At 50.0% G+C, this 25,979-nt stretch carries 31 protein-coding genes and 2 pseudogenes; 14 read left to right on the forward strand and 19 right to left on the reverse strand.

Features of this window, described 5'->3' with window-relative positions; translation table 11 throughout:
- Positions 1–13: 13 nt before the first annotated feature.
- The 8 genes from OKF39_RS09830 to rluE form a co-directional block, all read right to left on the reverse strand.
- Complete coding sequence (locus OKF39_RS09830) at positions 14–1,135, reverse strand: ribosomal protein uL16 3-hydroxylase (protein WP_047364295.1); 1,122 nt, start codon at positions 1,133–1,135, stop codon at positions 14–16.
- 90 nt (positions 1,136–1,225) lie between these two features.
- The gene (gene phoQ / locus OKF39_RS09835; protein ID WP_028012749.1) at positions 1,226–2,689 is read right to left on the reverse strand and encodes a two-component system sensor histidine kinase PhoQ; all 1,464 of its coding nucleotides are present in this window, start codon (positions 2,687–2,689) and stop codon (positions 1,226–1,228) included.
- Entirely contained in the window at positions 2,690–3,361 is a 672-nt protein-coding gene (gene phoP, locus OKF39_RS09840) for a two-component system response regulator PhoP (protein WP_025911763.1), read from the reverse strand.
- Positions 3,362–3,484: 123 nt separating this feature from the next.
- Entirely contained in the window at positions 3,485–4,855 is a 1,371-nt protein-coding gene (purB, locus tag OKF39_RS09845) for an adenylosuccinate lyase (RefSeq protein ID WP_014883421.1), read from the reverse strand.
- A 19-nt stretch (positions 4,856–4,874) separates the two neighbouring features.
- Positions 4,875–5,504 (reverse strand): high frequency lysogenization protein HflD, encoded by a 630-nt coding sequence (hflD, locus tag OKF39_RS09850; RefSeq protein WP_013097081.1) that lies wholly within the window; start codon positions 5,502–5,504, stop codon positions 4,875–4,877.
- 26 nt (positions 5,505–5,530) lie between these two features.
- Positions 5,531–6,643 carry a tRNA 2-thiouridine(34) synthase MnmA gene (gene mnmA / locus OKF39_RS09855; protein WP_028012751.1) on the reverse strand — a complete coding sequence of 371 codons (1,113 nt, stop codon included), beginning with the start codon at positions 6,641–6,643 and terminating at the stop codon, positions 5,531–5,533.
- 40 nt (positions 6,644–6,683) lie between these two features.
- Positions 6,684–7,157, reverse strand: a complete 474-nt coding sequence (locus tag OKF39_RS09860) for an NUDIX hydrolase (RefSeq protein ID WP_028012752.1) — start codon at positions 7,155–7,157, stop codon at positions 6,684–6,686.
- Between the two features lie 9 nt (positions 7,158–7,166).
- Complete coding sequence (rluE, locus tag OKF39_RS09865; protein WP_153656052.1) at positions 7,167–7,820, reverse strand: 23S rRNA pseudouridine(2457) synthase RluE; 654 nt, start codon at positions 7,818–7,820, stop codon at positions 7,167–7,169.
- 117 nt (positions 7,821–7,937) lie between these two features.
- Here rluE and icd point away from each other — a divergent pair, with 117 nt between their 5' ends.
- The 3 genes from icd (at position 7,938) to OKF39_RS09880 (ending at position 10,624) form a co-directional block, all read left to right on the forward strand.
- A complete protein-coding gene (gene icd, locus OKF39_RS09870) occupies positions 7,938–9,188 on the forward strand; it encodes an NADP-dependent isocitrate dehydrogenase (RefSeq protein ID WP_003857898.1) in 1,251 nt (416 codons plus the stop codon).
- Positions 9,189–9,587: 399 nt separating this feature from the next.
- Positions 9,588–10,070: an outer membrane beta-barrel protein gene (locus tag OKF39_RS09875; protein WP_069732433.1), complete on the forward strand. Its 483-nt coding sequence runs from the start codon at positions 9,588–9,590 to the stop codon at positions 10,068–10,070.
- 17 nt (positions 10,071–10,087) lie between these two features.
- Entirely contained in the window at positions 10,088–10,624 is a 537-nt protein-coding gene (locus OKF39_RS09880) for a response regulator transcription factor (protein ID WP_479983729.1), read from the forward strand.
- A gap of 142 nt (positions 10,625–10,766) precedes the next feature.
- Here OKF39_RS09880 and OKF39_RS09885 read toward each other — a convergent pair whose 3' ends face one another.
- Positions 10,767–11,039 carry a helix-turn-helix domain-containing protein gene (locus tag OKF39_RS09885; RefSeq protein ID WP_395302685.1) on the reverse strand — a complete coding sequence of 91 codons (273 nt, stop codon included), beginning with the start codon at positions 11,037–11,039 and terminating at the stop codon, positions 10,767–10,769.
- Positions 11,039–11,365, reverse strand: coding sequence for a cyclic nucleotide-binding domain-containing protein (locus tag OKF39_RS09890; protein ID WP_479983826.1), 327 nt, complete (start codon positions 11,363–11,365; stop codon positions 11,039–11,041). Before OKF39_RS09890 ends, OKF39_RS09885 begins: the two co-directional genes overlap by 1 nt.
- Before the next feature lie 570 nt (positions 11,366–11,935).
- Between OKF39_RS09890 and OKF39_RS09895 the strand changes: the two genes are divergently transcribed.
- Positions 11,936–13,237, forward strand: a complete 1,302-nt coding sequence (locus OKF39_RS09895) for an MATE family efflux transporter (RefSeq protein WP_479983730.1) — start codon at positions 11,936–11,938, stop codon at positions 13,235–13,237.
- A 157-nt stretch (positions 13,238–13,394) separates the two neighbouring features.
- Here the strand turns inward: OKF39_RS09895 and OKF39_RS09900 are convergent.
- Together OKF39_RS09900 and OKF39_RS09905 are read right to left on the reverse strand one after the other, a co-directional pair.
- Positions 13,395–13,670: pseudogene (locus OKF39_RS09900) on the reverse strand (site-specific integrase); the annotation flags it as partial.
- 92 nt (positions 13,671–13,762) lie between these two features.
- On the reverse strand, positions 13,763–14,434 hold the full coding sequence (locus OKF39_RS09905; protein WP_479425341.1) for an SOS response-associated peptidase: 672 nt from the start codon (positions 14,432–14,434) through the stop codon (positions 13,763–13,765).
- A 239-nt stretch (positions 14,435–14,673) separates the two neighbouring features.
- On the opposite strand from OKF39_RS09905, the pseudogene OKF39_RS09910 reads away from it, so the two are divergent.
- The 3 genes and pseudogenes from OKF39_RS09910 to OKF39_RS09920 form a co-directional block, all read left to right on the forward strand.
- Positions 14,674–14,826, forward strand: a pseudogene (locus tag OKF39_RS09910) (isocitrate/isopropylmalate family dehydrogenase); the annotation flags it as partial.
- A gap of 77 nt (positions 14,827–14,903) precedes the next feature.
- Positions 14,904–15,251, forward strand: a complete 348-nt coding sequence (locus tag OKF39_RS09915; protein ID WP_028012754.1) for a DUF1304 domain-containing protein — start codon at positions 14,904–14,906, stop codon at positions 15,249–15,251.
- 69 nt (positions 15,252–15,320) lie between these two features.
- On the forward strand, positions 15,321–15,566 hold the full coding sequence (locus OKF39_RS09920) for a DUF2543 family protein (RefSeq protein WP_028012755.1): 246 nt from the start codon (positions 15,321–15,323) through the stop codon (positions 15,564–15,566).
- A gap of 1 nt (position 15,567) precedes the next feature.
- Here OKF39_RS09920 and OKF39_RS09925 read toward each other — a convergent pair whose 3' ends face one another.
- The gene (locus OKF39_RS09925; protein ID WP_479983731.1) at positions 15,568–17,067 is read right to left on the reverse strand and encodes an EAL domain-containing protein; all 1,500 of its coding nucleotides are present in this window, start codon (positions 17,065–17,067) and stop codon (positions 15,568–15,570) included.
- A 170-nt stretch (positions 17,068–17,237) separates the two neighbouring features.
- Here OKF39_RS09925 and OKF39_RS09930 point away from each other — a divergent pair, with 170 nt between their 5' ends.
- Both OKF39_RS09930 and OKF39_RS09935 read left to right on the forward strand, forming a co-directional pair.
- A complete protein-coding gene (locus OKF39_RS09930; RefSeq protein ID WP_479983732.1) occupies positions 17,238–18,722 on the forward strand; it encodes a sensor domain-containing diguanylate cyclase in 1,485 nt (494 codons plus the stop codon).
- A 278-nt stretch (positions 18,723–19,000) separates the two neighbouring features.
- Positions 19,001–19,249, forward strand: coding sequence for a GlsB/YeaQ/YmgE family stress response membrane protein (locus tag OKF39_RS09935; protein WP_028012758.1), 249 nt, complete (start codon positions 19,001–19,003; stop codon positions 19,247–19,249).
- A gap of 126 nt (positions 19,250–19,375) precedes the next feature.
- Here OKF39_RS09935 and OKF39_RS09940 read toward each other — a convergent pair whose 3' ends face one another.
- Together OKF39_RS09940 and OKF39_RS09945 are read right to left on the reverse strand one after the other, a co-directional pair.
- A complete protein-coding gene (locus tag OKF39_RS09940) occupies positions 19,376–19,474 on the reverse strand; it encodes a YoaK family small membrane protein (RefSeq protein ID WP_014883431.1) in 99 nt (32 codons plus the stop codon).
- A 45-nt stretch (positions 19,475–19,519) separates the two neighbouring features.
- Positions 19,520–20,539, reverse strand: a complete 1,020-nt coding sequence (locus OKF39_RS09945) for a sensor domain-containing diguanylate cyclase (RefSeq protein WP_479983803.1) — start codon at positions 20,537–20,539, stop codon at positions 19,520–19,522.
- Positions 20,540–20,847: 308 nt separating this feature from the next.
- Between OKF39_RS09945 and OKF39_RS09950 the strand changes: the two genes are divergently transcribed.
- Both OKF39_RS09950 and OKF39_RS09955 read left to right on the forward strand, forming a co-directional pair.
- Positions 20,848–21,102, forward strand: a complete 255-nt coding sequence (locus tag OKF39_RS09950) for a putative hemolysin (protein ID WP_045261615.1) — start codon at positions 20,848–20,850, stop codon at positions 21,100–21,102.
- A gap of 80 nt (positions 21,103–21,182) precedes the next feature.
- Positions 21,183–21,488, forward strand: coding sequence for a nuclear transport factor 2 family protein (locus OKF39_RS09955; protein ID WP_045630116.1), 306 nt, complete (start codon positions 21,183–21,185; stop codon positions 21,486–21,488).
- On the opposite strand, the gene OKF39_RS09960 is transcribed toward OKF39_RS09955, so the two are convergent.
- On the reverse strand, positions 21,489–21,833 hold the full coding sequence (locus OKF39_RS09960) for a DUF488 domain-containing protein (RefSeq protein ID WP_041910484.1): 345 nt from the start codon (positions 21,831–21,833) through the stop codon (positions 21,489–21,491). It abuts the gene before it with no gap.
- 101 nt (positions 21,834–21,934) lie between these two features.
- Here OKF39_RS09960 and OKF39_RS09965 point away from each other — a divergent pair, with 101 nt between their 5' ends.
- Positions 21,935–22,642 (forward strand): CTP synthase C-terminal region-related (seleno)protein, encoded by a 708-nt coding sequence (locus OKF39_RS09965; protein ID WP_479983733.1) that lies wholly within the window; start codon positions 21,935–21,937, stop codon positions 22,640–22,642.
- A 31-nt stretch (positions 22,643–22,673) separates the two neighbouring features.
- On the opposite strand, the gene OKF39_RS09970 is transcribed toward OKF39_RS09965, so the two are convergent.
- Positions 22,674–23,861: a CynX/NimT family MFS transporter gene (locus OKF39_RS09970; RefSeq protein WP_048959709.1), complete on the reverse strand. Its 1,188-nt coding sequence runs from the start codon at positions 23,859–23,861 to the stop codon at positions 22,674–22,676.
- A gap of 99 nt (positions 23,862–23,960) precedes the next feature.
- Between OKF39_RS09970 and OKF39_RS09975 the strand changes: the two genes are divergently transcribed.
- Entirely contained in the window at positions 23,961–24,752 is a 792-nt protein-coding gene (locus tag OKF39_RS09975) for an AraC family transcriptional regulator (protein WP_045261611.1), read from the forward strand.
- Here OKF39_RS09975 and OKF39_RS09980 read toward each other — a convergent pair.
- On the reverse strand, positions 24,736–25,182 hold the full coding sequence (locus OKF39_RS09980) for a DUF441 domain-containing protein (RefSeq protein WP_008500737.1): 447 nt from the start codon (positions 25,180–25,182) through the stop codon (positions 24,736–24,738). The genes OKF39_RS09975 and OKF39_RS09980 overlap by 17 nt on opposite strands.
- A gap of 144 nt (positions 25,183–25,326) precedes the next feature.
- Between OKF39_RS09980 and yoaI the strand changes: the two genes are divergently transcribed.
- Positions 25,327–25,431, forward strand: a complete 105-nt coding sequence (yoaI, locus tag OKF39_RS09985; RefSeq protein ID WP_088205013.1) for a small membrane protein YoaI — start codon at positions 25,327–25,329, stop codon at positions 25,429–25,431.
- 5 nt (positions 25,432–25,436) lie between these two features.
- Here the strand turns inward: yoaI and OKF39_RS09990 are convergent, their stop codons facing one another.
- Positions 25,437–25,943 carry a YbaK/prolyl-tRNA synthetase associated domain-containing protein gene (locus tag OKF39_RS09990; protein ID WP_028012766.1) on the reverse strand — a complete coding sequence of 169 codons (507 nt, stop codon included), beginning with the start codon at positions 25,941–25,943 and terminating at the stop codon, positions 25,437–25,439.
- Positions 25,944–25,979 lie beyond the last annotated feature (36 nt).

The raw sequence follows: 25,979 nt of genomic DNA on the forward strand, positions 1-25,979 counted from the left end.
GCATTGTCACAACTCAGTCCTCAAAGAACCAGTACCCGCTGTTGACCAGCGCGGCCAGCATCGCGAGGAAGGATGGGTCTTCCAGCGCGTCGCCAAAGGTTTCTGCAGTCAGTACCATATGGCTGGCAATGGCTTCCAGCGCCGGACGGTGCGGGGAGTCGAGCTTCTCACCGTTGACGAAGACCTCTTCACCAATGCGCAGCACGCGTAATCCGCCCAGACGAACCAGCTTGTCACCCTGCTGCAGCGCATCATAGATCTCATCTGCCTGATACGGCGGCTCCGGCGGTGCAACGTCCAGCTCGTGGCGTGACTGGCTGATAAATTCGCCAAACCACTGCCTGAAATGTTCCGGCTCGTTGATCAGATCCAGCATCATGCCGCGCAGCTTATCCAGCTCTTCTGGCACGATGTCTGCCGGATGCTCGCGTGCAGGCACATCCGGATCGCTGTAGCGATAGCTTCCCAGCTCGCGCTGCAGGACATAGTCGGCAAAGCCGCTGATCATCTCGCGGCCGCTCGGCGCGCGGAACCCGACAGAGTAGTTCAGCGAGTTCTCCAGGGAGTAACCTTCGTGAGGGAATCCTGGCGGAATGTAGAGAATATCGCCTGGCTCCAGCTCTTCGTCGATAATGCCTTCGAACGGATCCACCTGAAGCAGATCCGGGTGCGGGCAGTGCTGCTTCATCGGCACTTTTTCGCCCACGCGCCAGCGGCGGCGGCCCGTGCCCTGAATGATAAACACGTCGTACTGGTCCAGATGCGGACCCACGCCGCCGCCAGGTACGGAGAAGGAGATCATCAGATCGTCCATTCGCCAGTCGGGCAGGGCGCGGAACGGGCGCATTAGCGCGGCAGTCGGCTCGTGCCAGTGGTTAACCGCCTGCACCAGCAGCGACCAGTTGCTTTCGCCGAGATGATCGTAGCTTTCGAAAGGACCGTGGCTGACCTGCCATTTCCCGTCCTGGTGGCTGACCAGACGGCTGTCGACTTCGTTTTCCATGGCCAGACCGGCCAGCTCGTCAGGTGAGATAGGGTCGACAAAGTTGCTGAACCCGCGTTTCAGAACCACCGGGCGCTTTTGCCAGTAACGTTCAATAAATTCGGGCCAGTTAAGTGTTAAATGATAATCCATATTTTTTTATCCGCAGGCTCTTACTGACTCGGATTATAACGGAAGCTCAGCCCCCCGGCTGCGAGATCCTCGCATTTTTCACATAACGGGTTAACTATCATCCGATGTGGGCTGCTGGCGACCAAAAATCACTTCCATTCTGGCCCCGCCGAGCAAGCTTTCGCTGGTTTCGATTTTTCCGTCATACTGGTCGACAATCTCGCGGGCGACGGCTAAACCCACGCCCTGACCGGGGCGCAGCGTATCCGCTCGCTGACCGCGATCGAACACCACATCACGTTTATTAAGCGGGATCCCGGGGCCATCATCCTCAACGATAATGTGTAACTCGTTATCCGTCTGGCGCGCCGATACTTCAACAAACTCCAGGCAGTATTTACAGGCGTTATCCAGCAGGTTGCCCATCACTTCCATAAAGTCATTTTTTTCGCCTACAAAGCTAATTTCAGGCGAAATATCGAGGCTGATGTTCACCCCTTTACGCTGATACACCTTGTTAAGTGCGGACGTGAGATTATCCAGCAGCGGGGCCACCGGGTGCAGCTCGCGGCTCAGGAGCGCGCTGCCGGAACGCATGCTGGCGCGATGCAGATAGTAGCCAATTTGCTGCGAGATTCGGCTGATTTGTTCCAGCATCACCGGCTCGGCATCGTCGACGCTCAGCCTTGAGCTGCGCATGGAACGCAGGGTGCTTTGCATTACGGCCAGCGGCGTTTTCAGGCTGTGGGTGAGGTCGGTCAGGGTCGTACGGTACTTATCATAGCGTTCACGCTCGCTTTTCAGCAGGCGATTGAGGTTACGCACCAGGCTGGTCAGCTCACGGGTGGTTTCCGGATTGAGCTTTTCACGATGATGTTCCTCAAGCTCGCGCACCTCTCGCGCCAGGGACTCAATAGGGCGCAAGCTCCACCACGCCGCCACCCAAAGCAGCGGGATCACCAGCAGCAGGTTTGCGGCCAGAACATAAACGAACCAGCCCCAGACCTTATAGGAACGTTTTAGCTCAACCGGAATGGTGTCGATCACCACAATGGTTAACTGCGGCATGTTCATGGTCGCCGGGTAGATATTGATCGCCACCGAGTGCGTCATTTCCGTCTCGGCATCGTCAGCCCGGATTTCATTGAGCTTTTGCTGCATCGAGCGATCTTCGCGAATCAGCGTGCTGGTGGTATTGAGATCGGCTTCTATCTCATGAAACCCGTTGGTTTTGAGCCACTCCGGACGAATGCTTTTCGCCAGCCACGGAATATCGCGTTGCGCCCAAAGCAACTTTCCCTTTTCATTGTAAATCAGGGCTAAAGTAGGACTCTGTTGATCCAGGTTCTCTGGCATTTCAACGGTGATGTGGTTGTCTTTCCATGTGGCCAGGGTATAAAACAGATTACTTTCGCCGCGTAACAGTCGAAAGGTCGTTTTATCGAAGCTGACGCTGTAGCCCACCAGGGCGACCAGACCGTAGGAGAGCGACAGCACCAGCACCACCGCGGCCGTTGCCAGTAAAAAACGAACCCGCAGCGAGAGGGGCAGAATGTGGCGCAAAATCCGTCTCATTTAGCGTAATTCGAACAGGTAGCCCTGGCCGCGGACGGTCGTAATCACGTCCTGCGGATACTGCGCCTGAATTTTCTTACGCAAACGGCCCATCAGCACGTCTATGGTGTGACTCTCGCGCAGCTCAGCGTCAGGGTAGAGCTGGAGCATCAAGGAGTCTTTGCTCACTACTTTTCCGCTGTTACGGATCAGCGTTTCCATAATGGTGTATTCGAACGCGGTGAGCTTGATCACTTCATCGTTAATCGACAGCTCGCGACGGGAGAGATCCACCTGGAAAGGCGGAATGGAGATAACCTGTGAAGCCAGCCCGCTGTTGCGGCGTAACAGCGCCTGCATGCGCGCCGCCACTTCTTCAATGTGAAACGGTTTGGTGACGTAATCATCCGCACCGGCGCTGAGCACTTCAACTTTGTCCTGCCAGCCTTCGCGGGCGGTGAGAACCAGAACAGGCAGGGAAACGTCATGGCTGCGCCAGCGACGAATTAACGACAGGCCGTCTTCATCAGGCAGGCCTAAATCGACAATGGCGATGTCCGGCAGGTGTTCATTGAGATAATAATCGGCTTCTTTTGCATCTTCAGCATCATCCACCTGATGTCCCATCTCCTGAAGCTGAACCTTCAGGTGGTGGCGTAGCAATGCGTTATCCTCAACAACCAGTACGCGCATCATCTTTTCTCCCAGAATAAATAGTATGAATAGTTTAACGCTGATTATGTTGCTGTGGGGATAAACATTCAGTAAACCGGGGAAAAGCAACCCCCTTTCCGGGCGGAAAGGGGGGAAGGAACATTACTTCAGCTCATCAACCATAGTGATGGCGCGGCCAATATAATTCGCCGGAGTCATGGCCTTCAGGCGGGTTTTCTCTTCTTCCGGCAGTGCCAGACCGTCGATAAACTGTTTCATGCCTTCGGCATCGACGCGTTTACCGCGTGTCAGCTCTTTCAGCTTCTCGTACGGTTTTTCGATACCGTAGCGGCGCATCACGGTCTGAATCGGCTCTGCCAATACTTCCCAGTTGTGATCCAGCTCGTCCAGAAGACGGTCACGGTTCACTTCGAGCTTGCTCACGCCCTTCAGGGTGGACTGATACGCGATCAGCGCGTAGCCAATGCCCACGCCCAGGTTACGCAGCACGGTGGAATCGGTCAGGTCACGCTGCCAGCGGGATACCGGCAGCTTGCTCGCCATATGCTGCAGCACGGCATTCGCCAGGCCCAGGTTGCCTTCGGAGTTTTCGAAGTCGATTGGGTTCACTTTGTGCGGCATGGTGGAGGAGCCAATTTCCCCGGCGATGGTCTTCTGCTTGAAGTGGTTCAGCGCGATGTAGCCCCACACGTCGCGATCGAAGTCGATCAGGATGGTGTTGAAGCGCGCGATGCAGTCAAACAGCTCTGCAATGTAGTCGTGCGGCTCAATCTGGGTGGTGTACGGGTTCCACTGGATCCCCAGAGAGGTCACAAACTCTTCGCTGAACTGATGCCAGTCCACTTCCGGGTACGCGGCAATGTGGGCATTGTAGTTACCGACCGCGCCGTTGATTTTACCCAGAATTTCAACCTGCTCCAGCTGACGATACTGGCGCTCCATGCGGTACGCCACGTTCGCCATCTCTTTACCCATCGTGGATGGGGTGGCTGGCTGGCCGTGAGTACGGGAAAGCAGCGGAATGTCGCGGTATTCCACGGACAGCGCTTTCACCGCGTCGATGATTTTACGCCAGTAAGGCAGAACCACTTCTTTACGCGCGGTGGAGAGCATCAGCGCGTGAGACAGGTTGTTGATATCTTCGGACGTACAGGCGAAGTGAATGAACTCGGATACCGCATGCAGGGCCGGGACGCTTTCCACTTTCTCTTTCAGGAAGTACTCAACCGCTTTCACGTCGTGGTTGGTGGTGCGTTCAATGGTCTTAATGCGCGCGGCATCTTCTTCGCTAAACTCAGCAACGATTTTATCAAGGTAATCGTTTGCCTTTTCGTCAAAAGCAGGAACTTCCTTGATTGCTGCCTGGGCGGCCAGCTTCTGCAGCCAGCGTACTTCAACCTGAACACGGAACTTCAGCAAACCATATTCGCTGAAGATCCCGCGCAGCGCGCTGACTTTATCGCCGTAGCGTCCATCGACAGGGGATACGGCGGTCAGTGAGGATAATTCCATAATTCGCAACTCCGGGAGGTTAACAATGAGCAAGAATTTGTTTTGCCTGAGTGGTCAGGCGATTACGAGAAAACATTAACTGCAGGCGGCCACCGCCAACCTGATGCCACAGCACGGCGGCGCGGATCCCAGCCAGCAGGGAAGCGCGGACCTTCGCCTGCACCTGCGGGCTTTGCAGTACGGCAGGGGAGCCGGTGACCTGAATGCGCGGGCCCAGCGGGCTGATGACGTCAACGTAAATGCCCGCCATGGCGCTCAGCAGCGTTTCAGACTGCAGGTCAAAATGGTCGAGCTGACGCTGTAGCCCGGCGATGCGATCGCCCAGGGTATTGAGCGCGCCTTTTGCCGCGCTCAGCTTACGCTCAAGCACCATCAGGCTTAAGGTGTAGCGGGTCAGTTCCGCGTTTAACCCCTGACGGCTGCTGGCGTTAAGCACGCCAAGCAGGGTTTCAAGACCGAGACGAAGATTGGTTTCGCTGCCGCCGAACACGCCCAGGGTTGAACCGGGGTTGAGGTCGATAACGCTGTTGAGCGAAACGTGCAGGGCATCAGCGTCACAGTGACCCTGATGCGCCAGCTGTTGCACCAGACGAGCAGACTGGCAAATTCCTGCCAGCGCAAGGGTGATGTCATAATAATTCTTCGCCACACGGTCTCCTTTATGTGTGCAATCGGTTAAACAGCGGGCAGCGGCAGGCGCTGTTCAATGATCCCGCCGCCCAGGCAGATTTCGCCGCTGTAGAAGACAGCAGACTGGCCCGGGGTAACGGCGGCGACCGGCTCGTCGAAACGGACGTCAATACGGTCATCATCAAGCGCGGTGATGGTGCAAGGAATATCGGTCTGGCGGTAGCGCGTTTTCACCGTGCAGCGCAGCGTGCCTTTCAGGGGCTCGCGATCGACCCAGTGCAACTGCTGTGCGATAAGGCCAACGGACATCAGACGCGGGTGGTCGTGACCCTGAGCCACCACCAGAATATTGTTTTCGACGTCTTTGTCGACCACGTACCACGGATCTTCGCTGCCTTCTTTCGTCCCACCAATACCCAGGCCTTTACGCTGGCCTAAGGTGTGGTACATCAGCCCCTGATGCTGACCAATCTCGTCGCCATCAACGGTGACAATTTTACCTGGCTGTGCAGGCAGGTAGCGGCCCAGGAAATCACGGAATTTGCGCTCGCCGATAAAGCAGATACCGGTGGAGTCTTTTTTCTTCGCGGTGATCAGGTCCAGCTCTTCGGCAATTTTACGCACTTCCGGCTTTTCCAGTTCGCCGACCGGAAACAGGCTTTGCGCAATCTGTTCGTGGCTCAGCGTATAAAGGAAGTAGCTCTGGTCTTTATTGCCGTCGAGGCCGCGCAGCAACTGGCTTTTGCCATTCACGTCCGCACGACGCACGTAGTGACCGGTCGCAATGTAGTCAGCGCCCAGATCTTCCGCGGCGAATTCCAGGAAAGCTTTAAATTTGATCTCTTTGTTGCACAGAATATCCGGGTTCGGGGTACGGCCCGCTTTGTACTCTTCCAGGAACAGTTCAAAGACGTTGTCCCAGTATTCTGCGGCAAAGTTAACGGTGTGCAGTTCAATGCCGAGCTTGTCGCATACGGCCTGCGCGTCGGCGAGATCCGCTGCGGCAGTGCAGTATTCCTCGCCATCGTCTTCCTCCCAGTTCTTCATGAACAGGCCCTCCACCTTATAGCCCTGTTGCTGCAACAGGTAGGCGGAAACGGAGGAATCGACACCGCCGGACATGCCGACGATCACTTTTTTCTGGCTGTTATCTGACATGGAATACTCACGACATTGAACTTCAAGGCGGCGTATTCTATCACGCCCCCCCACCGTTGACACCCTCTGTAAACGGCCAGTTAAATTCTCCGATGACACCCAGCGGCAGGCGTGCGCCTGACTGCCAGCAGCGGATGCTTTCCGCAACCAGCGGTGAGCGCAGGTTTGGCGCGTTCAGGATCTCCTCAGCGGTGACCCACAGGCAGCGATCGATATCGTCATCATGCGGTTCTGTGGCGCACGTTTCGCTAAGCTCAACGGCGAATAAAAAGCGCAGGAATGGGGTGCTGTCGGGCGCAATCCACTGGTGCATGCGAATGAAGTGCTGGGGCTCAGCGCGAATGCCGGTCTCTTCCCAGAGCTCGCGCTTCGCGGCCTGCAGCAACGTTTCATTGGCTTCAAGATGCCCGGCAGGCTGATTCCACAGCGCCCTGCCGTTGATGCTCTCTTCCACAACGAGGAATTTTCCCTGCGCGTGCACCACGCAGGCGACCGTAACATGAGGTTTAAACATCGTTTCTCCTTAAGGGGCAGCATCGCGCCATTCGCCGTTTGCCAGCGTATCCAGCGTGTAGCTGCCCATGGCGTAGCGAATCAGACGTAGGGTAGGGAAGCCGACGTGCGCGGTCATTCGTCTCACCTGGCGGTTGCGGCCTTCATACAGGGTGATTTTGAGCCAGCTTGTCGGGATGGATTTGCGCTCGCGAATGGGCGGGTTACGCGGCCACAGCCACTCCGGCTCATTCACGCGTTCAATACCGGCGGGCAGGGTGGGACCGTCGTTCAGCGTCACCCCGCTGCGCAGTTTCGCCAGCGTCTCTTCGTCCGGCTCGCCTTCAACCTGCACAAAGTAAATTTTGCCGGTGCGTTTGCCCGGTTGTGTAAGCTTTGCCTGTAGGACGCCGTCGTTGGTTAGGACCAAAAGTCCTTCGCTGTCCCGGTCCAGGCGACCGGCGGCGTAGACGCCCTGAACAGGGATGTAATCCTTGAGCGTGCTGCGTCCGGCCTCATCGGTAAACTGCGGCAAAACATCGTAGGGTTTATTGAACAGAATAACCCGCTTTGGCTGGGTTTCTTGCGGTCGTCTGGCGGCTTGTCGTGAGCTGAATCGCTCAACCCGGTGTTTTGTAAAAGAAGTTTTCTTCATGGTATTTTCAGGCGTTATCAATTGCCGCATTATAGCCTAATAACGAAGACCTTTCATGGCGCAGGACAATCAGGTACTATCGAAGGGCTCATTACAATTTATTAACATAAGATCAGTAACAACCAGAAGCGCTCGAAGGAGAGGTTAATGGAAAGCAAAGTAGTTGTTCCGGCGGAAGGTAAAAAGATCACCCTGCAAAACGGCAAGATTAACGTTCCTCACAATCCGATTATTCCGTTCATCGAAGGCGACGGTATCGGTGTAGACGTTACCCCGGCAATGCTGAAAGTGGTTGATGCCGCTGTTGAGAAAGCCTACAAAGGCGAGCGTAAAATTTCCTGGATGGAAATTTACACCGGTGAGAAATCGACGCAAGTTTATGGCCAGGACGTCTGGCTGCCAGCAGAAACGCTGGACCTGATCCGCGACTACCGCGTTGCTATTAAAGGCCCACTGACCACTCCGGTCGGCGGCGGCATCCGTTCTCTGAACGTGGCGCTGCGTCAGGAGCTGGACCTGTACGTGTGTCTGCGTCCGGTTCGTTACTATCAGGGCACCCCAAGCCCGGTTAAGCACCCTGAACTGACCGACATGGTTATCTTCCGCGAAAACTCTGAAGACATCTACGCGGGCATCGAGTGGAAAGCGGACTCTGCTGATGCAGAAAAAGTGATTAAATTCCTGCGCGAAGAGATGGGCGTGAAGAAAATTCGCTTCCCTGAACACTGCGGTATCGGCATTAAGCCGTGCTCTGAAGAAGGGACCAAGCGCCTGGTGCGTGCGGCCATTGAATACGCGATCACCAACGACCGTGATTCTGTGACCCTGGTTCACAAGGGCAACATCATGAAGTTCACCGAAGGCGCGTTCAAAGACTGGGGCTATCAGCTGGCGACCGAAGAGTTCGGCGGTGAGCTGATCGACGGCGGCCCGTGGCAGAAGATCAAGAACCCGAACACCGGCAAAGAGATCATCATTAAAGATGTGATCGCCGATGCGTTCCTGCAGCAGATCCTGCTGCGTCCTGCTGAATACGACGTCATTGCCTGTATGAACCTGAACGGTGACTACATTTCTGACGCCCTGGCGGCACAGGTTGGCGGTATCGGTATCGCCCCTGGCGCGAACATCGGCGACGAGTGCGCCCTGTTCGAAGCAACCCACGGTACTGCACCAAAATACGCAGGCCAGGACAAAGTGAACCCAGGCTCTATCATCCTCTCCGCAGAGATGATGCTGCGCCATATGGAATGGTTCGAAGCCGCAGACCTGATCGTCAAAGGTATGGAAGGCGCGATCAACGCGAAAACCGTAACGTACGATTTCGAACGTCTGATGGAAGGCGCTAAGCTGCTGAAATGTTCAGAGTTTGGCGACGCGATTATCGCGAACATGTAATCCACTCGCTGGGTTAAGCACGAACGGGAGCCGATAGGTTCCCGTTTTTATTATTTGTTTTCGAACGGTTATCAAAAATTTATCAAAAAAGGTTAACAAAACCCTCTCTTTAGCTGATGTAATTCCCTGCTCCTCCCTCATCAGCCATAACAATTTCACGCATGGCATATTATTCACTTTAAGTGATTGATCGTTTTACTGCCCTAAGTATTAGGAATGAAAAATCTGGTTACCCTGACCTTAAATTCCTTCATCTGGGATGACGGTTTAGTGCTCACAACCTTACCTAATATACAAAAATAAACATTCTATTATGCTATTAAAACTTTTGCATGTGTATTTATATGCTGGTAACACTATTTTATCTCTGTATATTTAAAGTGAATATATGGAGGAAATATGAATAAATTTAATCTTGCAGCTGTTTGTGTTTTATTTAGCACTATTGCAACGCCTGTATTTGCTAGTAATTCAGTATCTATGAATTATGCGCTAGGCAAAGAAAATGGGGCGGAAATGATGCATGGCGTAAATGTAATGTTTAAACACGATATGAATAATTTCGCTCTGGTCGCATCAGGTACTTATATACAGAACACAACTGGAGCTGGGGAAGCATATTTAAAAAACAAATATGCATCTATTATGCCCGGGATAGCCTTTAACATCACACAAGACATAAGTTTATATGGGCTTGCTGGTCTTTCTTGTGGTTCAAAAATGAAACCCAATCAAAGCCATGAGATTTATGGAGGTGCTTTTGGTGCTGGTTTGTTTTACGACCTAACAGACCACATTCAATTAAATTCAGGATATGAACTTGGCATTGTTGATAAAAAAGAAGTGAATACTTTCATCATTGGTATAGGCTATTTGTTCTGACTTTCATGGTGAATAAAATGTTTTCAAAAAAAATAATAAGAATATACGTTATTACTGATAACTATTTTTTATATCATGGCATCAGGGAACTTATTGAAGATTCGAAGGTTTTTAAATCTTATACATACTGCATTGAACAAACATCGAAACTTCCGACCCTAATCTCTTATCACAAGTACCATACGCAAGACATTATTATCACAGATAACTATTTACATTGCTATGCAGTGTCAAAATATAGACCAGAAAAAACTTTGATTTTGCCATGTAATTATGACCTAGATAAATATATTGAATGTTTTAATGACTTAACAAACCAAAGTTACTTCTTCGATGAAATTTGTTTTAAAAAACTTTCAGAAAAAGAGACTCTTCTTTTTACTTTGTTTTCTGAAGGAACAACGGATGATAAAATTGCAATTATGCTTAACATAACCAAAAAGACAATAAGTTCACATCGGCGAAATATTTTGCAAAAGTTAAATTTAAAGAATAGACATGAACTGTATATGTATGCTTTGGCAACAAAAGAAGGTCTATATGAACATGTTTAATGTGGTCTCTATATTAGCTATAATGGTATTGATTCCAATTGCAATCTATTGTTTTTATGCTAATTATCGCATCAATGAAAAGAAGAGAATTGCATCAGAGACAACACCATTATGGCGAAAAATTTTCCTGCCCCCTAAATGATTAATATTTTAGTGGTAGGTTTTTAATGTTTAAAAGTTTTCCTCTGTGAATATTAATATAACCCCCATCATGGAGGTCTTTTAATACTTTATTTAATGAGCTACGAGAAATTGTGCTTCTAGACAAAATGAACTTAAATACAGAAATTTGAGTTCTTTCATTCTCTGGTAGCTCCCATATAGATTCTAAGTTATTTTTTATAATGTCGTAGGCATTTTTTGATGAAAATCTCTGATCTCTTTTGAAAAAGTTTAAAGTAATTTCACAAGTCATTAAAAAAAATGTTTCCACAAATTATTACTATCAGCCAAACTATCTAATTCTTTAGCTGGAATTGCTGTGAAAGTTGCATCCGTTGAAGCTCGAAAATAATGATAATCATCCTTTTCGAACATGAAGATTATATCTAAAATATAAGGTGCATATACAGTGAATATTACAATGTCGTCTGCTTTTCTATAAATGTCTACTCTGCCTTCAGTGAGAAAGTATACATGTGGTTTATTATTAAGCGTGAAGTTTATTCGTTGTCCATTTGACGCATAAATGCGCATGAATTTGTTAGATCCTTCAACAATCTCTAAGATATGGTTGAACATGATTTGATGCCTCTGCTACTAATTTCATTCTTAAAGTTTGATGTTAGGTAATCATATAATCTTTCTGGAAGATGGCAAGTTTAAATTTAAGCATGTTTTTGTGTAATTCTACATAATTTATTTAGTTTTTTTATGTATCAAATCATCATGAGTTAGTGCTGTGAACATTAAAATTTATCAACCTATCATACTTCATAGTCGACCACGATGGTGGTTTTGTGTTAACTGAGCTTCGTATATATTGTTAATAAAGTATATGGCAAGGAACTTTGATATAACAATCATATATCCGTACTTGTGTTAAATAAGCATTTTTAATAATGAAACCTCAAATTCTCTATATTTAATTATTTAATGCCATACAATGATTATGTTTTTAGGTTGGTTTTTTATTTAGTCTTAAAACGAGGGTTGAATATGTTGATTATATTTATATGTATTGTATTACTGTTGTTGGGTGCTGTTTGGTATTATATCCGATTATATAAAGATAGTATGGATGTAAATAAATTCATCGATTTACTTTATAAAGATGATGAAGAGAATTAAACTTTAAATGAGGTTGAGTAAGTGTTGACTAAAACTCAAAAAAATTTCTTTTGGATGGTAACAGAAAAATCAATTGGCGTAGTTGGTCTTTTCTTCATAAATGCTTTAGTCGCTAAATATTTGGGGCCTATTATAATTGGGCAAATAGCAATAGCTACTGCTATTTTCCAAATTATTCAAGTTGGCGGAGTTTTTGGTAGCGATAGTATTTTTTACAAAAGAATAAACACTAACTTGATGGGCGGCATTCAATTAATGATGCCTATATTTATATTGAGAAGTATAATTTATATGTTTTTTGCAAGTGCTTGTATTATGCTTTTAAATGCGAGCCTGGATTTAACAGGTATGATACTAGTGCTGTCAATATGTTTAGCTTATTATTTTTACACCATTGACACTTATACAAGTTTTAATGAGTCATTACTGAACTCTAGAGTAAATGCCCTTGCAAACGTAACAGGCCTTATTTCAGGTTTAGTAATTAGGTCATTAATGGTTGAATATAAAGTACAGGCTATCTATTTTGGATTGCCGCTTGTAATAATAAGTGCCGTTCCTTATTTTATTAAGTTATACTTATTCCATCGAGAATATAAAATTACAGGAGCAATGAAATATAAAATTTTAAGGAGACGTTTTTTTTATCTGAGTTATGCTGGTAGCATTCTCGTTATTCCTTCGATCATTGCATCAATTTATCCGAGATTGAATGTAATTGTAATCTCGTGTTTGTATGGTAATCATGATGTAGGTATATATTCGGTTTCTCAAACTCTTGCTACTAGTTGGAGTTTCATTTTGTTATCGTTATTAACTTCTTGCCTACCATCAATATTTAGAGAAAAAAATAATTCAAAAATAATTAACTTAGGGGCAAGGATTCACTTAAATATAATTTTATTGTCAATCCCAGTAATATTGGCAATGACATTCGTGATAAACTATGTGATTCTTTGGATATACGGAGTAGCGTATAAAGGATCAATAACACCCTGCATTTTATTATGCTTTGCTACATTGCTGTCGACACTTGGTATGGCTTCGTCAAAAATCATTATTAAGTATTCTGGATATAAATTCTTACTATATAAAACTATATTCATATTGGTTTTGAGTATAGTTCTTTCTTATTTTCTTTCTCTCAAGTTCGGGTTGATTGGCGCTGCCTCAGCGGTGATCATCACAGAAGTTTTTTCTCTAACTGTCATTAATTATATGTTTATGCAAGGTTTTATATTGTTAGTGCATTTAGAGATGTTAAAAATTATTTACGTAAGAATGCGGACTTTTTTTTGTGTCCTCAAATTAGATAAAAGCTGATTGACCACAGCCTAAAATCATTGAGTGGAATTAAGTAGGGAAGCTTTTATTATGTTCATGGATAAATGAAGGTGAACTTTAAAAGTAATAAAATGGCATAATCTTTTTTAGTTAAAGGGGATTTTTATTAAAAAAATATAAAGGAGCATTTGCTCCTTTATAGAAAAACCTTAACCCAACCTTTTCCACGATCATCGTGATACCGGGCTGTCTGATTAGGCGATTTATGTCCCAGCAATTTTTGAGTATCGATACCTTGAGCTTTATAAAGACGTTCTGATAAAGAGCGTTGTTCATCGAAAGTAGCTGGTGTGCCATCACCCCAATCAATTTCTGCTTTATCACGAGCTTTGCTGACATTCATTGTTATTGTGTTCGACTTTACTTGTGCACCTCTTTCTGCCATTGAGGTCGCTCGGAAGAAGTGGATTAGGATTAGCGTGTTAGTAACGCGCATTAATTGTACAAACAGTTTTGTACTTCCGCTCCTCGCTCATTTCGGACGTGCTTGGTTTCTTTTACCTTTTATTGTGCTGCCTCGATTAGCTCCGGTCCCTGATTCTTCACGTTACTCACAGCGCGCGTAACTGCGTGCCAGATCAACTTGTTAGCGGGTACAGCCCCATCGACCGCTATATCCTCAGCTTCTTTTCCGCCTATATCCTGGCGCATCCACTCCCGGGCAGCTTCCGGTGAAAGAACAAGTGGACGGCGGTCGTGGATATCGACTAGGCCTTTATCAGCTTCAGACGTCACTATCAGAAAACCTTCTGCTTCATCGCCGCGTTCGAAAGGCGTGCTGCCGATCGCCGCCATAAATATGGGTTGGCCGTCAGCACGGTGAATGAAGTAGGGCTGTTTGTTGTTGCCTTCCTTCTTCCATTCGAACCAGCCATCAGCAAAACAGATAGCCCGGCCATGCTGCCACAAAGGTTTAAACATTCTGCTGGCGGCCCCATTTTCGACGTGCGCGTTAATCAGTGGCGGCTTATTCCACCACTCTGGCGCGTAACCCCAGAACAATGGATCGAGATGCAGTTGATCATCACGTTCACTAAGCAGTAGGACTTTTGTACCGGGAGCGACGTTGTAGCGTCCAATTGGTTCCGGGTCAAATGCAATGTCGCGGTCAGCTTCATTGGCTAGATAAGCCAAGTATTCTTCACGAGTTTGGGCTTGTGCAAAACGTCCGCACATAGAAACCTCCAGCCAAGTGTCAAACTCAAAGTATAGGGGAGGGAGAGAAGGAGGATCGCAGCGAACCCATTAAGAAATTAATTAATAAAGCCAAAAGTAGTTATCAAAACCCAAAAATCATTATAACTAATCAATAGGTTAGCTTCTAGTCAATAAAGTGTGATGAACGCGACAAATATGAATTTTTAACTGAAAAATAAATGCATCATGATTGATTTAATGAAATACTACTGTGTTATATGGAATTGTTCGAAGCCGCAGACCTGATCGTGAAGGGTATGGAAGGCGCGATCAACGCGAAAACCGTAACTTACGATTTCGAACGTCTGATGGAAGGCGCTAAGCTGCTGAAATGCTCAGAGTTTGGCGACGCGATTATCGCGAACATGTAATCCAGATTCTGGGTTAAACAAGAGCGGGGGCCTGAGGGTTCCCGTTTTTTTTGCTTCTGCCTGCAGGAAATAACACGATGCTCGCTACTGTTCTTATCGCTGTCGTTGCATTCATCCATATCTACATTCTTGTGCTGGAAATGTTCCTGTGGAACACCAGAACGGGGCACAAGGCCTTTAATCTGCGTCCCGATTTTGCGCGCGACACCCGCGTGCTGGCCGCGAATCAGGGGCTGTATAATGGTTTTCTGGCTGCGGGTCTGCTCTGGAGCCTCTGGCTTGGTGAAAAGGGTATATCTGTGGCCATCTTCTTCCTGACCTGCGTGTTGATTGCCGGACTCTTTGGCGCAGCGACCGCCAGCCGAAAGATACTGTACGTTCAGGCCATACCTGCTCTTGCAGCCCTGCTTGCCCTGCTTATCTGACGCAACGCGTTGGTTAACCGTACGTCGTCGGATATACTTGTGGCTTCACCCTCAGAGATTAACGCTGTTATGAATAACGAAATCCCACTGAAGTATTATGACATCGTCGAAGAGTACGCGACGGAAGCCACAAAGCCCGTGAGTGAGTCAGAGCAGGACTCGCTGGCGCATTATTTCCAGCTGCTTCTCACGCGTTTGTCGAATAATGAGGAGATCGATGAGGAAGCTCAGCAGGAGATGGCGCGTGAAGCCGGGGTTCGTGCCGAACGTATTGATGATATTGCGAACTTTCTCAATCAGTGGGGAAACGAGTAACCTACCGCGCGATCCCAGCGAGTCGCTTCGCAAGCTCGCTTCGGGTGACGGATTTTGAGAAATACCATCCCTGAATCAGCGCCTCGGGGTATCTTTCAGCAATAAAGCGATACTGTATTTCGCTCTCTACGCCTTCGAAAACAAGCGTTTTATTCAGTTTTGCGAGGGCGTCGCTAAAGATGACAAAAATGTTCTGCTTGTAATGTTCACTGATGCCATCGACCAGCGACTTGTCGATTTTGATCTCATCATATTCAAGCAGCGAAAGCCTTGCCAGGTTTGAGTTTTGCACCCCGAAGTCATCAATGGATATTCTCACGCCAAGGTTTTTTAAATCCTTGCAGAAATCTTCCAGAATATTCCCCGTTGAAATGGCTTTTTCAGAAAGCTCGATTTTGATCAGAGAGAGCGGAATATTATTAGCTAAACAGCTACGGCGCAAAATGCTGATAAACTGTCCGTCTTCAATTTCCGTTCGGCCAACATTGAGCGAAACAACCAGATGATATTTAATAATAAGTGGCGCGATATCCGAAAGGGATTTTTGGAGAATATTTATATAGTAATTTTTATACAGGCCAATTTTTTTGATTAATGGAATAAACAGTTCCGGGGAGACGTCACCGTATCTTGCGTCACGCCATCTCGACAAGACCTCCACGCCTACAATTTTTTTATCCTCAATCCGAACAATGGGCTGGTAATGAACGCCGATGGTATTAGTGATAACAGCTTTGACCAACGTCCGCTCCAGGGAGAACCGGTCCTCGTTGAGTCGAAAGAAAAAGAGCGTTATCGCAATCCAGATAAAACATAAAATGACCGCGAGAACGATAAATAGAACGGGAGATAACGAGGCCAGTCCCGCGTTGTGATGCTTCACAATGACGCACAAATCCCATGTGGTGCTGCACCGGGTGAGGGTCAGGGTAAACAAGGAGGAATTCAGTTCGCTCTGTTGGTTTAATTCAGGCGTAGCCGAAAAAAACGTTCTACTTAAGTCCCTGGTGGTGGTGCTCAGAGAATAGCTCTCCGTAACCGGGGTGAATTTATCGTAAGCATAGCGGGAGGTGAAGATAATGTGATTATTATAGATGGCCGCATTGCCGGTAAAAAAATCTTTTCTCGAAAATTGCGCGAGGATAAATCCTCTGGGCGTTTCATGGAGCTCTTCAGGAAGCGAGACAGGATTCACGAGTTTACCCCAAAAAGCGGTACAGACTATTTTTCCCTTTTCAATAAAACCGACGTCAGCGACATAGCGGCTTTCGAGCTTGACCTGCCGGTAGCGATCGAGGCTGTCTCTGTCGCATCCCTGTGTGGTCAGGTTTTTGAGCGTCTGCGCTATGCTCTGGGTCAGACTTTCTGAATGCTGTAAAAGGGTTCGGGAAATCTCAAGCTGTTTGCTTTTCTGCTGGCTCCCGATAACTGCATTAACCGCAAAAAGAGACAGGAAGACCAGAAACGCTGAAACGATAGTAACGGCAATGATCTTTTTCATTTTCCAGATACCCTGTCCGCTCCCTCATCTCTCAAATCTTATCACAGGCAGTGCAAGCTACAAGCCTGATAATAACGGCAGCCGTTATGCTTAAGTGCAATTTGTTTTCCTCTTAACCTGAGCTTTGTTACAGTGACAAGAGTTGTCAGCCAGGGGCCAGGCGTGATAAGGTGGAAAAGCTCGTGCATGTGAAAAATACTTTTTACACAACAACCATTACCGTCATCATTGTCTCATTGATTGTTTCATTGTCGCTTGCCGTCCAGATTGCCACGTCCCGACAGCAGTCAATCCAGCAAATCAATACCAGCGTTGCCAACCTGAGCCATACCCTTAACGTCTACACGGAAGGGATCATTCGCCAAAGTGAAATGTTGATTACCACCGTTTCCGACACAATCGAAATTTATGGTATGACCCCGCAACAGGCGATCAATATTCAGCGAATGATAAGCAATCAGGATAATCTTCTTACTCAGATTAATAATGTGGTTGTCTATGATGCGCATGGGGATATCTTCACTGCATTGCACAAAAATTTTGCGGGTCCCCATAATGGCACGGACAGGGCATTTTTTGTCTATCACAAGGAAAATAAAAGTCAGCAGATTTATATTGGTGAGCCGGTGATAAGCAGAACCAATGGTAAATGGGTTATTACTCTTAGCCGACGCCTTGAAACCCACACCGGTGCATTTAACGGTGTTGTGGTGGTGACGCTGGGTATCGAAAATTTTCTGGCACTTTATGGACAGATTAATATTGGTCACGCGGGCGTTATTGGTTTAACGACGCAAGCAGGCGTTTTACTGATTCGTTATCCCTTTAAAAATAACTATATCGGTACGATTTTTTCTGACTCACCTCTCTTCAGAAAATACCTCAAGGTACAAAATACAGGGATAGCCAGCTCTGTCTCCAGGTTTGATAAAATCGAACGCATTTATGCCTATGAGAAAAACAGGCGCTACGGACTGGTTACGACGGTAGCGGTAAGCATTGATGAAGCCCTTTCACCGTGGCGCAAGCAGGCGATTCAGCTTGCCGCACTTATTTTGGTGTTTACCGCGACGCTCATCGTGGCGTCCTGTTTCCTCTATTCCGACTTATCCAGAAAAGCACGGGATAACAAAGCGCTAAAGATTATTGCCTCAGAGGATGCGCTGACAGGGCTTTATAACAGGCGCATCTTTGATGAAAAAATCCTCTCGGAAATTGCGGCGTGTGCGGCAAAGGACGCGCCGGTTTCGCTGCTCCTTGTGGATGTGGACTACTTCAAAAAGTACAACGATAACTACGGTCATCCGGAAGGAGACAGATGCCTGGCGTTGCTGGGAAACTGCCTCAGGGAAAGTCTCACCCGCGACAACCAGATTGTGGCGCGGTATGGCGGGGAGGAGTTTGCGCTGATTTTGCCTGAAACGGATATCCAGGAGGCGCTCTGCCTTGCGCAGACGATTATTCGCTATGTTTTCTCTCAGCAAATTGAACACGCGTTTAGCCCCTTCGGGCGGGTCACGGTAAGCGTAGGGGTCTCCAGTGCGCGTGCTGTCAACATCGCGGGTAGCCAGCAGAATATTATTAATGCTGCCGACCAGGCGCTCTATCAGGCAAAACGCGGCGGGCGCAACCGGCACGCTTTCGTTGGGGCTTGATCAAAAAAAAGCCCACTCATGAGTGGGCAAGAAATACTGGAAGCAATGTGAGCAATGTCGTACTGAATACCTGAGTGTTTATCTCAACTATTCAGTGTTGAGAAAGATAATCTTTCTCAACAAAAGATGCAACCCCACAGTTCTTGTGGAAGGGCATGTTGATGAAGAAATGCGCAGACTCTCTCTGTGAGGCTTATCACAAATTTCCTTTCTCAGATCCTGTGCTATCCTTTTTGTGTCGTTGATTTAATGACAAAAACCATACAGAGAGGAAAGTTATGGGAATTTTATCCTGGATTATCTTTGGGCTTATTGCGGGTATTCTGGCGAAGTGGATCATGCCGGGCAAAGATGGCGGTGGGTTTATCGTCACCATAATACTGGGTATTGTCGGCGCGGTAGTCGGCGGTTGGATCAGTACGCTGTTCGGTTTTGGTAAAGTCGATGGCTTTAACTTCGGCAGTTTCGCGGTCGCGGTGATCGGCGCGCTGGTTGTGCTGTTTATCTACAGAAAGATCAAAAGCTAATACTGAAGCGTTAAAAAGGCTGCCATATGGCGGCCTTTTTACGTAACGGGCTTACCACCAGCCAAACTGCGTGCCGGCAAACGCCACGACGGCAACGATCAACATTATAAGGGTGGTTTTTCTCATTTATGCCCCCGGAGCAGCGTAACCACCGACAAAAAACCACGCCAGAAATACCACCGCCGTTATAAAAATAACGACCGGGAAGAGGATCCCTATTCTCATATCATCACCTGTTTCGGTTTTTATAACGCCGTAGAGTGTACGGGGTTAATCCATCGCGAGAAAGCCTGTTTTGCTTTTTCCTTTCTTATCCTGATACATCGCGATATCCGCGGCTCGTAACGCACTGTCCGGATCGGTTACGCCGGGATCCACTTCGATAACGCCGAGGCTGGCGCCAGGATAAATGATGCTGATGCTACCCAGCCAGTATTCCCCCGCAATTCGGGCGCTGAGGCGCGTTCTGAGAAGGTGGATTTGCTCCTCATTCTCGACGTTGCTCAGAGTGGCCACCAGAAACTCATCGCCGCCCAGCCGGCCGATGATATCGTCCTGCTGTTTTTCTGCGGTCAAACGCTTGCCCACTTCAATCAGGAACTGGTCGCCTGCTTCATGCCCGTATCGATCGTTAATCAGTTTAAAATCATCCAGATCGATAAAGGCAATGATGGCGTTACGTTTCAGATGCCGCGCCAGCGAAAACAGGGTGGTCAGATCCTCAAAAATGGCGCGACGGTTGGGTAACCCTGTAAGGGCATCTGTGTAGGAGTGGGCGATAAGTGCCGCGTTGGCTTCACGGAGTTGGGTCACCAGAGACTCTTTCTGAATGTACTGACTAATCAACCCGGCGAATAGTTTTAGCATCTGCTCGCCGCGCGCGCTGAGCGGTTTTTTTGCCGTGCTGGTGGCGCAGAGCGTACCGTAAAGTGAGCCATCGGCAAGATGAACGGGGATGCTCATATATGTGGTGATGCCGAGAGCTTTCGCCGCTTCACACTTCGGCCAACGTTCGGGGACATCGTTACTGAATAATGTGTCGCTATCCAGCGCGCGCTTACACAGCGTTTCATCCCATGGCACGCTTAACCCTTCCGGGATAGTCATCTGCTTGCTGTTTCGGGCATAGAGGATATGCTGCAGCCGGGCTGTTATATCCACCTTCGTCAGATACGTCGACTCCATGTCGGTGACGATTTCCAGCATCTCCAGCAGCTGACGAACGAGGCTTTCAAGGGATTGCTCGGTGGCAAGGGTTTCTGAAACGCGAGCGAGGATAAGATCCGACATGACGTAGAATGACTCCCAGGCAGAAGACGTCTGCATCTGCATGTTATGCTGAATTTTTAGGCTTCCGGCATAGTAAAACATGAATATAGAAAATTTAATATATGCAGAGGTAGGCAGCAGGCGGGAAAAAAAGCCCCGTTGTTGAGAACGGGGCAAAGACATCTTGATTACGGAATGATGTTCTCTGGTCAAAGTGAGAACATGCCAGACTGTAGCGTTGAAAAGTGCAGTTAGAATGGAGAAATCATGGAGAAAGCGGCGACAAGCCGTTACCCTTAGCCAATGATGATGTCAAAAGGATCAACAAGATGAGATTTCTGCTACTGGCGCTGGCGCTTCCCCTGGTTGCCTGCACCGCAAAAACAACCCCACCCGACGCCCCGAAACCGCCGCACGCCGTGGGCATGGCGAACCCGGCTTCCGTTTACTGCCTGGAAAAGGGCGGGGAACAGGTCCCAATTCAAAGCCCGCAGGGAGTCCGCACCGAGTGCAAGCTGCCCGGTGGCGAAGTGATCGACGAATGGACGCTCTATCGTCGCGATCATCCGCAACCTGCCAGGTGACAGAGGGACAGTAGCTGCGATACACTTCTCTTTAGGATTATTCTTAGCCAATTTCTGGCTACCGTTACCGCGAGAGAAGTATGTTTCAGCTTAAACCGGGCAGCGTGGCGATGATCGTCGGTGCCCGCACGGCGTCAGGCCGTCGCAATATTGGTAAATCTGTGGAGCTATTTGGTCTTTGCCAACCCGGCCAGCGTTTCGTTAACCCGGTCAACGGCGTGATGACGCAGTTACCCGCAAGCGCGGACCGCGCGCTCTGGCTGGTGACGGGAGACGTCTACGCCTTTGACAATCAGCACGGCTTTGCGTTTGTTCGCGCCGAACACCTGATGCCGCTCACCCCGGACGAAGCTCCGCAAATTCAGGATGAGCTGACGGTCAGCTGATCACAGATGGCGCAGCCAGTCGGCTAAGACCAGAGCGTGATTCTGCTTCGTGTCCTTCGCGCCGTAGAGCAGGGTTACGGTCTGCTTTTTCGCCAGCGCCGCCAGACGCTCTCCTTCGTCCTTATGCTGCGCCAGCTCTTCCTTGTAGGCTTTAGTGAAGGCCGCGAAATCAATCGCTTCGCTATGAAAGTCCTTGCGTAACGCGCTGGATGGTGTGAGCGTTTTACACCATTCGTCATACGCGAGGTCCGTTTTTTTCACCCCGCGGGGCCAGAGCCTGTCCACCAGAACCCGATAGCCATCGCCCGGGCTCGCCTGTTCATAGACGCGTTTGCACTGAATCATAATTTCACCCTCCCAATTTAAGGTATTGTGATAATTGCAGAAGATCGGTAGTCTGAGGTTCCTTATGTTATCTGATAATACTCTGGCATAAGGAACCTTTCATGGAACACCTCCCGGTTAAAACGACGCTGCGCATTGCGCTGGTTGGCGATTACAATCCTGATGTTATTGCACACAAGGCGATCCCGCTGGCCATTGACGACGCCGCCGCGGTCCTTGACCTCACCGCCGATTACGACTGGCTTGCCACCACGGAATTAACCAGTTCTGAGGATCTGGTGGGCTACGATGCCATCTGGCTGGTTCCCGCAAGCCCCTATAAAAATACCGAGGCGGCCTTTATTGCCGCACGCTACGCGCGTGAAAACAGCATTCCGTTCCTGGGCACCTGCGGTGGGTTCCAGCATGCGTTAATTGAGTATGCCCGTAACGTGCTGGGCTGGAGCGACGCGGCACATGCTGAGACGGATACCGAAGGCATGATGGTGATTGCGCCGCTGACCTGCTCGCTGGTGGAGAAAACCGATGCCATTGAGCTGCGCAATAATACGCTGATCGCGAAGGCCTACGGAAAGCCGGAAATCGTAGAGGGTTATCACTGTAACTATGGCGTATCGGCGGCGTTTGCTCAGGAACTGGAGAGCGGTGATATGCGCGTGACAGGCTGGGACGAGCAGGGGGAAATCCGCGCTGCGGAGCTGGTGACCCATCCGTTCTTTGTGATCACCTTATTCCAGCACGAGCGTGCTGCGCTGGAAGGGCGTCCGGTGGTGCTGGTGCAGGCAATGCTGCGCGCCGCGCGCGGGTAAAAAAGGCAGACCCGATGGTCTGCCACCGTGTTTATCGGGGCGCGATTTCCCGGTCGCGCCCGGCAAGTACGCCGCAGATGGCCATGACGACAGCGGCCAGCGCGCAGGCGAGAAGCGGGATCCGCCAGTCTCCAGCCGAATCGTGAATTTTACCCATCAGCGGCGGACCGCAGGCGGCGAGCAGATAACCAATAGACTGTGCCATACCGGACAACGCTGCCGCCTGGTGTGCGGAGCTGGCGCGCAGGCCGATGAACGTCAGGCCGAGGATCATCGTTGCCCCGGTACCAAAGCCAAACACCAGCGTCCACATCACCGCCATCTCAGGCATAAACCACAAACCCGCCGCGCTAACCGCGCACATCAGCCCAACCGCTCCGGCGATGGTTCGCTGATCCTTCAGGCGCTGGAGGACGAGCGGAACGGCAAGCCCCGGCACGGCCGTGGCAAGCTGTAAAAGACCGTGCACCGAGCCGGCCTGCGCTTCGCTAAAGCCATGGCTGAGTAATATGGCCGGCAGCCAGCCGATGATGACGTAATAAATCAGTGAGTTAATCCCCAGAAAGAGCGTCACCTGCCAGGCGAGTGCCGAGCGCCAGATCGCTCGGTTATGCAGCGCGCCTGCGCCCGTTACCGTTGCGACGTGTTTTTGACGCCACTGCGGCAGCCAGAGCAACAGCGCGATCAGCGGAAACGCCATCAGCATCAGCAGCGCGCCATGCCAGCCCGCATCACCCTGCGCCAGGGGAACAATCAGCGCCGAGCCTAACGCGGCAGAGACACCCATCGTCAGGGAATAGGCGCCGGTGAGTTTTGCCACCTGACCCGGAAAGTCACGCTTAATTAAGCCGGGTAGCAGCACATTCCCCAGCGCGATCCCGCAACCAATCACCGCCGTTCCGATGAAAAGCAGGGTAGCGTAAGGCAGGGAGCGAACCGCAATCCCGATGCAAATCAGCATCAGGGCGATAAACAGGCTGCGTTCCATGCCGATACGCCGGGCCACGCCTGCGGCGAGCGGCGAGACGAGGGCGAACGCCAGAAGGGGCAGGGTGGTCAGCAGACCGGTTTGCGCCGTGCTTAAGCCATAATCAAGGCGAATGGTATCGAGCAGCGGCGCTGCGCCGGTAAAGGTGACGCGAAGCGTGGTGGCAATCATCAGGATGCCTGCAATTAACAGCGCGCCCTGTTTTCCTGAGGTGCGAAGAGCAGTAGTCATTGTGTTCTCATACGTTCAAGCGAGCGCACACAATACCGATTTTCTCTGCGGTTGAAATCAGGCTAAAATGACAGTTTATCGCTAATATCGGACAACCTGATGATTGGTCTGGGACTGGACGGCTACGATCCTGATAGCCAGCACGATGCGGCCGTCGCGTTTCGTATCCGCGTGGTGACGGAAGAACAATATATTCCGCAGCATCAACACCGTAAGGGGCAGTTGATTCTGGCCCTTGGCGGCGCGATCACCTGCGAAGTGGAAAATGCGATGCTGATGGTACCGCCCCAGTATGCCGTCTGGATCCCAGGCCAAATGCCGCACAGCAACAGGGCCACGCCGGGGGCGCAGCTCTGCTTTTTGTTTATTGAGCCTGGTGCCGCCAGCCTGCCCGACCGCTGCTGCACCCTGAAAATCTCTCCCCTGGTGCGGGAGCTGATTTTATCCCTGGCGGAAAAACCGCGAGAACAGTTGCATCTTGCGGCCACATCGCGTCTGGTGGACGTCCTGTTTGACGAGCTGCCGCTCCAGCGTCAGGAGCATCTGCAGCTGCCCGTCTCTCCCCATCCTAAAATCCGGCTGATGAGCGAGAAGATGGCGGAAGAGCCCGCCGCCTGGCAGACGCTGGCGCAGTGGGCGAGCCATTTCGCGATGAGTGAACGCAACCTGGCGCGGCTGGTGGTCAAAGAGACCGGTTTAAGCTTTCGCCGCTGGCGTCACCAGCTTCAGCTGATCGTGGCGTTACAGCATTTGATTAGCGGGAAATCGGTGCAGCAGGTGGCACAGTCTCTGGGCTATGACTCAACCACCGCGTTTATCACCATGTTCAAAAAGGGGCTGGGCCAGACGCCGGCGCGTTACATGGCCAGCCTGACTATGACTTCCCGATAAACAGGGACACCAGCCCTGCCGCAATCAGCGGGCCTACCGGTACGCCGCGGAAGAGCGCCACGCCGAGTACCGTGCCCACCAGCAGGCCCGCCACCAGCGAGGGCTGGCTGCTCATCAGCGTCACGCCGCGTCCGCCCAGCCACGACACAAAAATCCCTACCGCGATCGCCACCAGCGATTTCCAGTTCACAAACGAGTGCAGCAGCGTTGAGGCGGGAAGGGTGCCGCTGGCGATGGGAGCCATCACCCCGATGGTTAAAATGATGATCCCGATGGTGAGGCCTTGTTTTTCTATCCACGGGAAAAAGGTATTTAACGGAGTCACGCGCACAATAATCAGCACCAGAATCGAGATGGCGACGGTGGTGTTATGGCTGATAAAGCCGAGCGCGGCGAGCGCCAGAAGAATGAGCAGAGTAGGGTCAAACATGGAGGATCCTTGCCAGAATAATTATCCTGCTTACTTTACGCGCAAACGCGGCGGAGGACAGCGTTTAAAAGATTTTATCGCTGTCATTACCCTGTCATTTACGCGGATTAAAACGAAGGCAGGTATCGCAAAGGGATCGCCATCATGAACGATCACATGTTTGTTGAAACGCTCATTATCTCCTCATCATTTTTCGCTATTGCCGTGATTCTCGTCGCCTCCGTGCTGTTTCTGGAAAGAAGAGGCTAGCGCCGTCACGACGACGCTTTATGGAAGTTTACAAGCTCAGGACGGGCGATGCGCAGGTAATCCTGGGTGTCCATGATCACGGATTTCTCCAGTAAACCGGCGTTAAAGGCAATTTCGTCGAAACGCTCGAACAGCAGCGGGTCGGCCACCAGCGCCAAATCAGGATGGAAGCTAAAGGGCGGGATCGCGCCAAAAACGCAGGCGGTAAGGGTATCGACCTCGGCCGGGCTGGCGAGGGAGGCTTTAAGCCCGCCAAAATGGCTGGCAAGCTGGCTCAGATCGGCCTGCAGGTCGGCGGCCAGAATCGCCAGTACGTGTTTTTTAACGCCGTTGCCCTTCACCTTGCAGACCAGGGCTTTTGCCCCCTGGCGCAGATCGGTCCCGCGAATTTCACTCACCGCTTCGCATTTCCCCACCGCCTCGTGCTCCATGACGCGAAAACGCGCGCCCTGCTCGGTGAGTAAGGTAATCAGCTGATGGTGGGTACTTGTCCCCATAACGTCGTCAGTCATCACAATTTTCCCGGTGATAATCCAGTATGCAGCTTG

This window comes from Enterobacter cloacae complex sp. HYC042_NIDB (assembly GCF_056673315.1).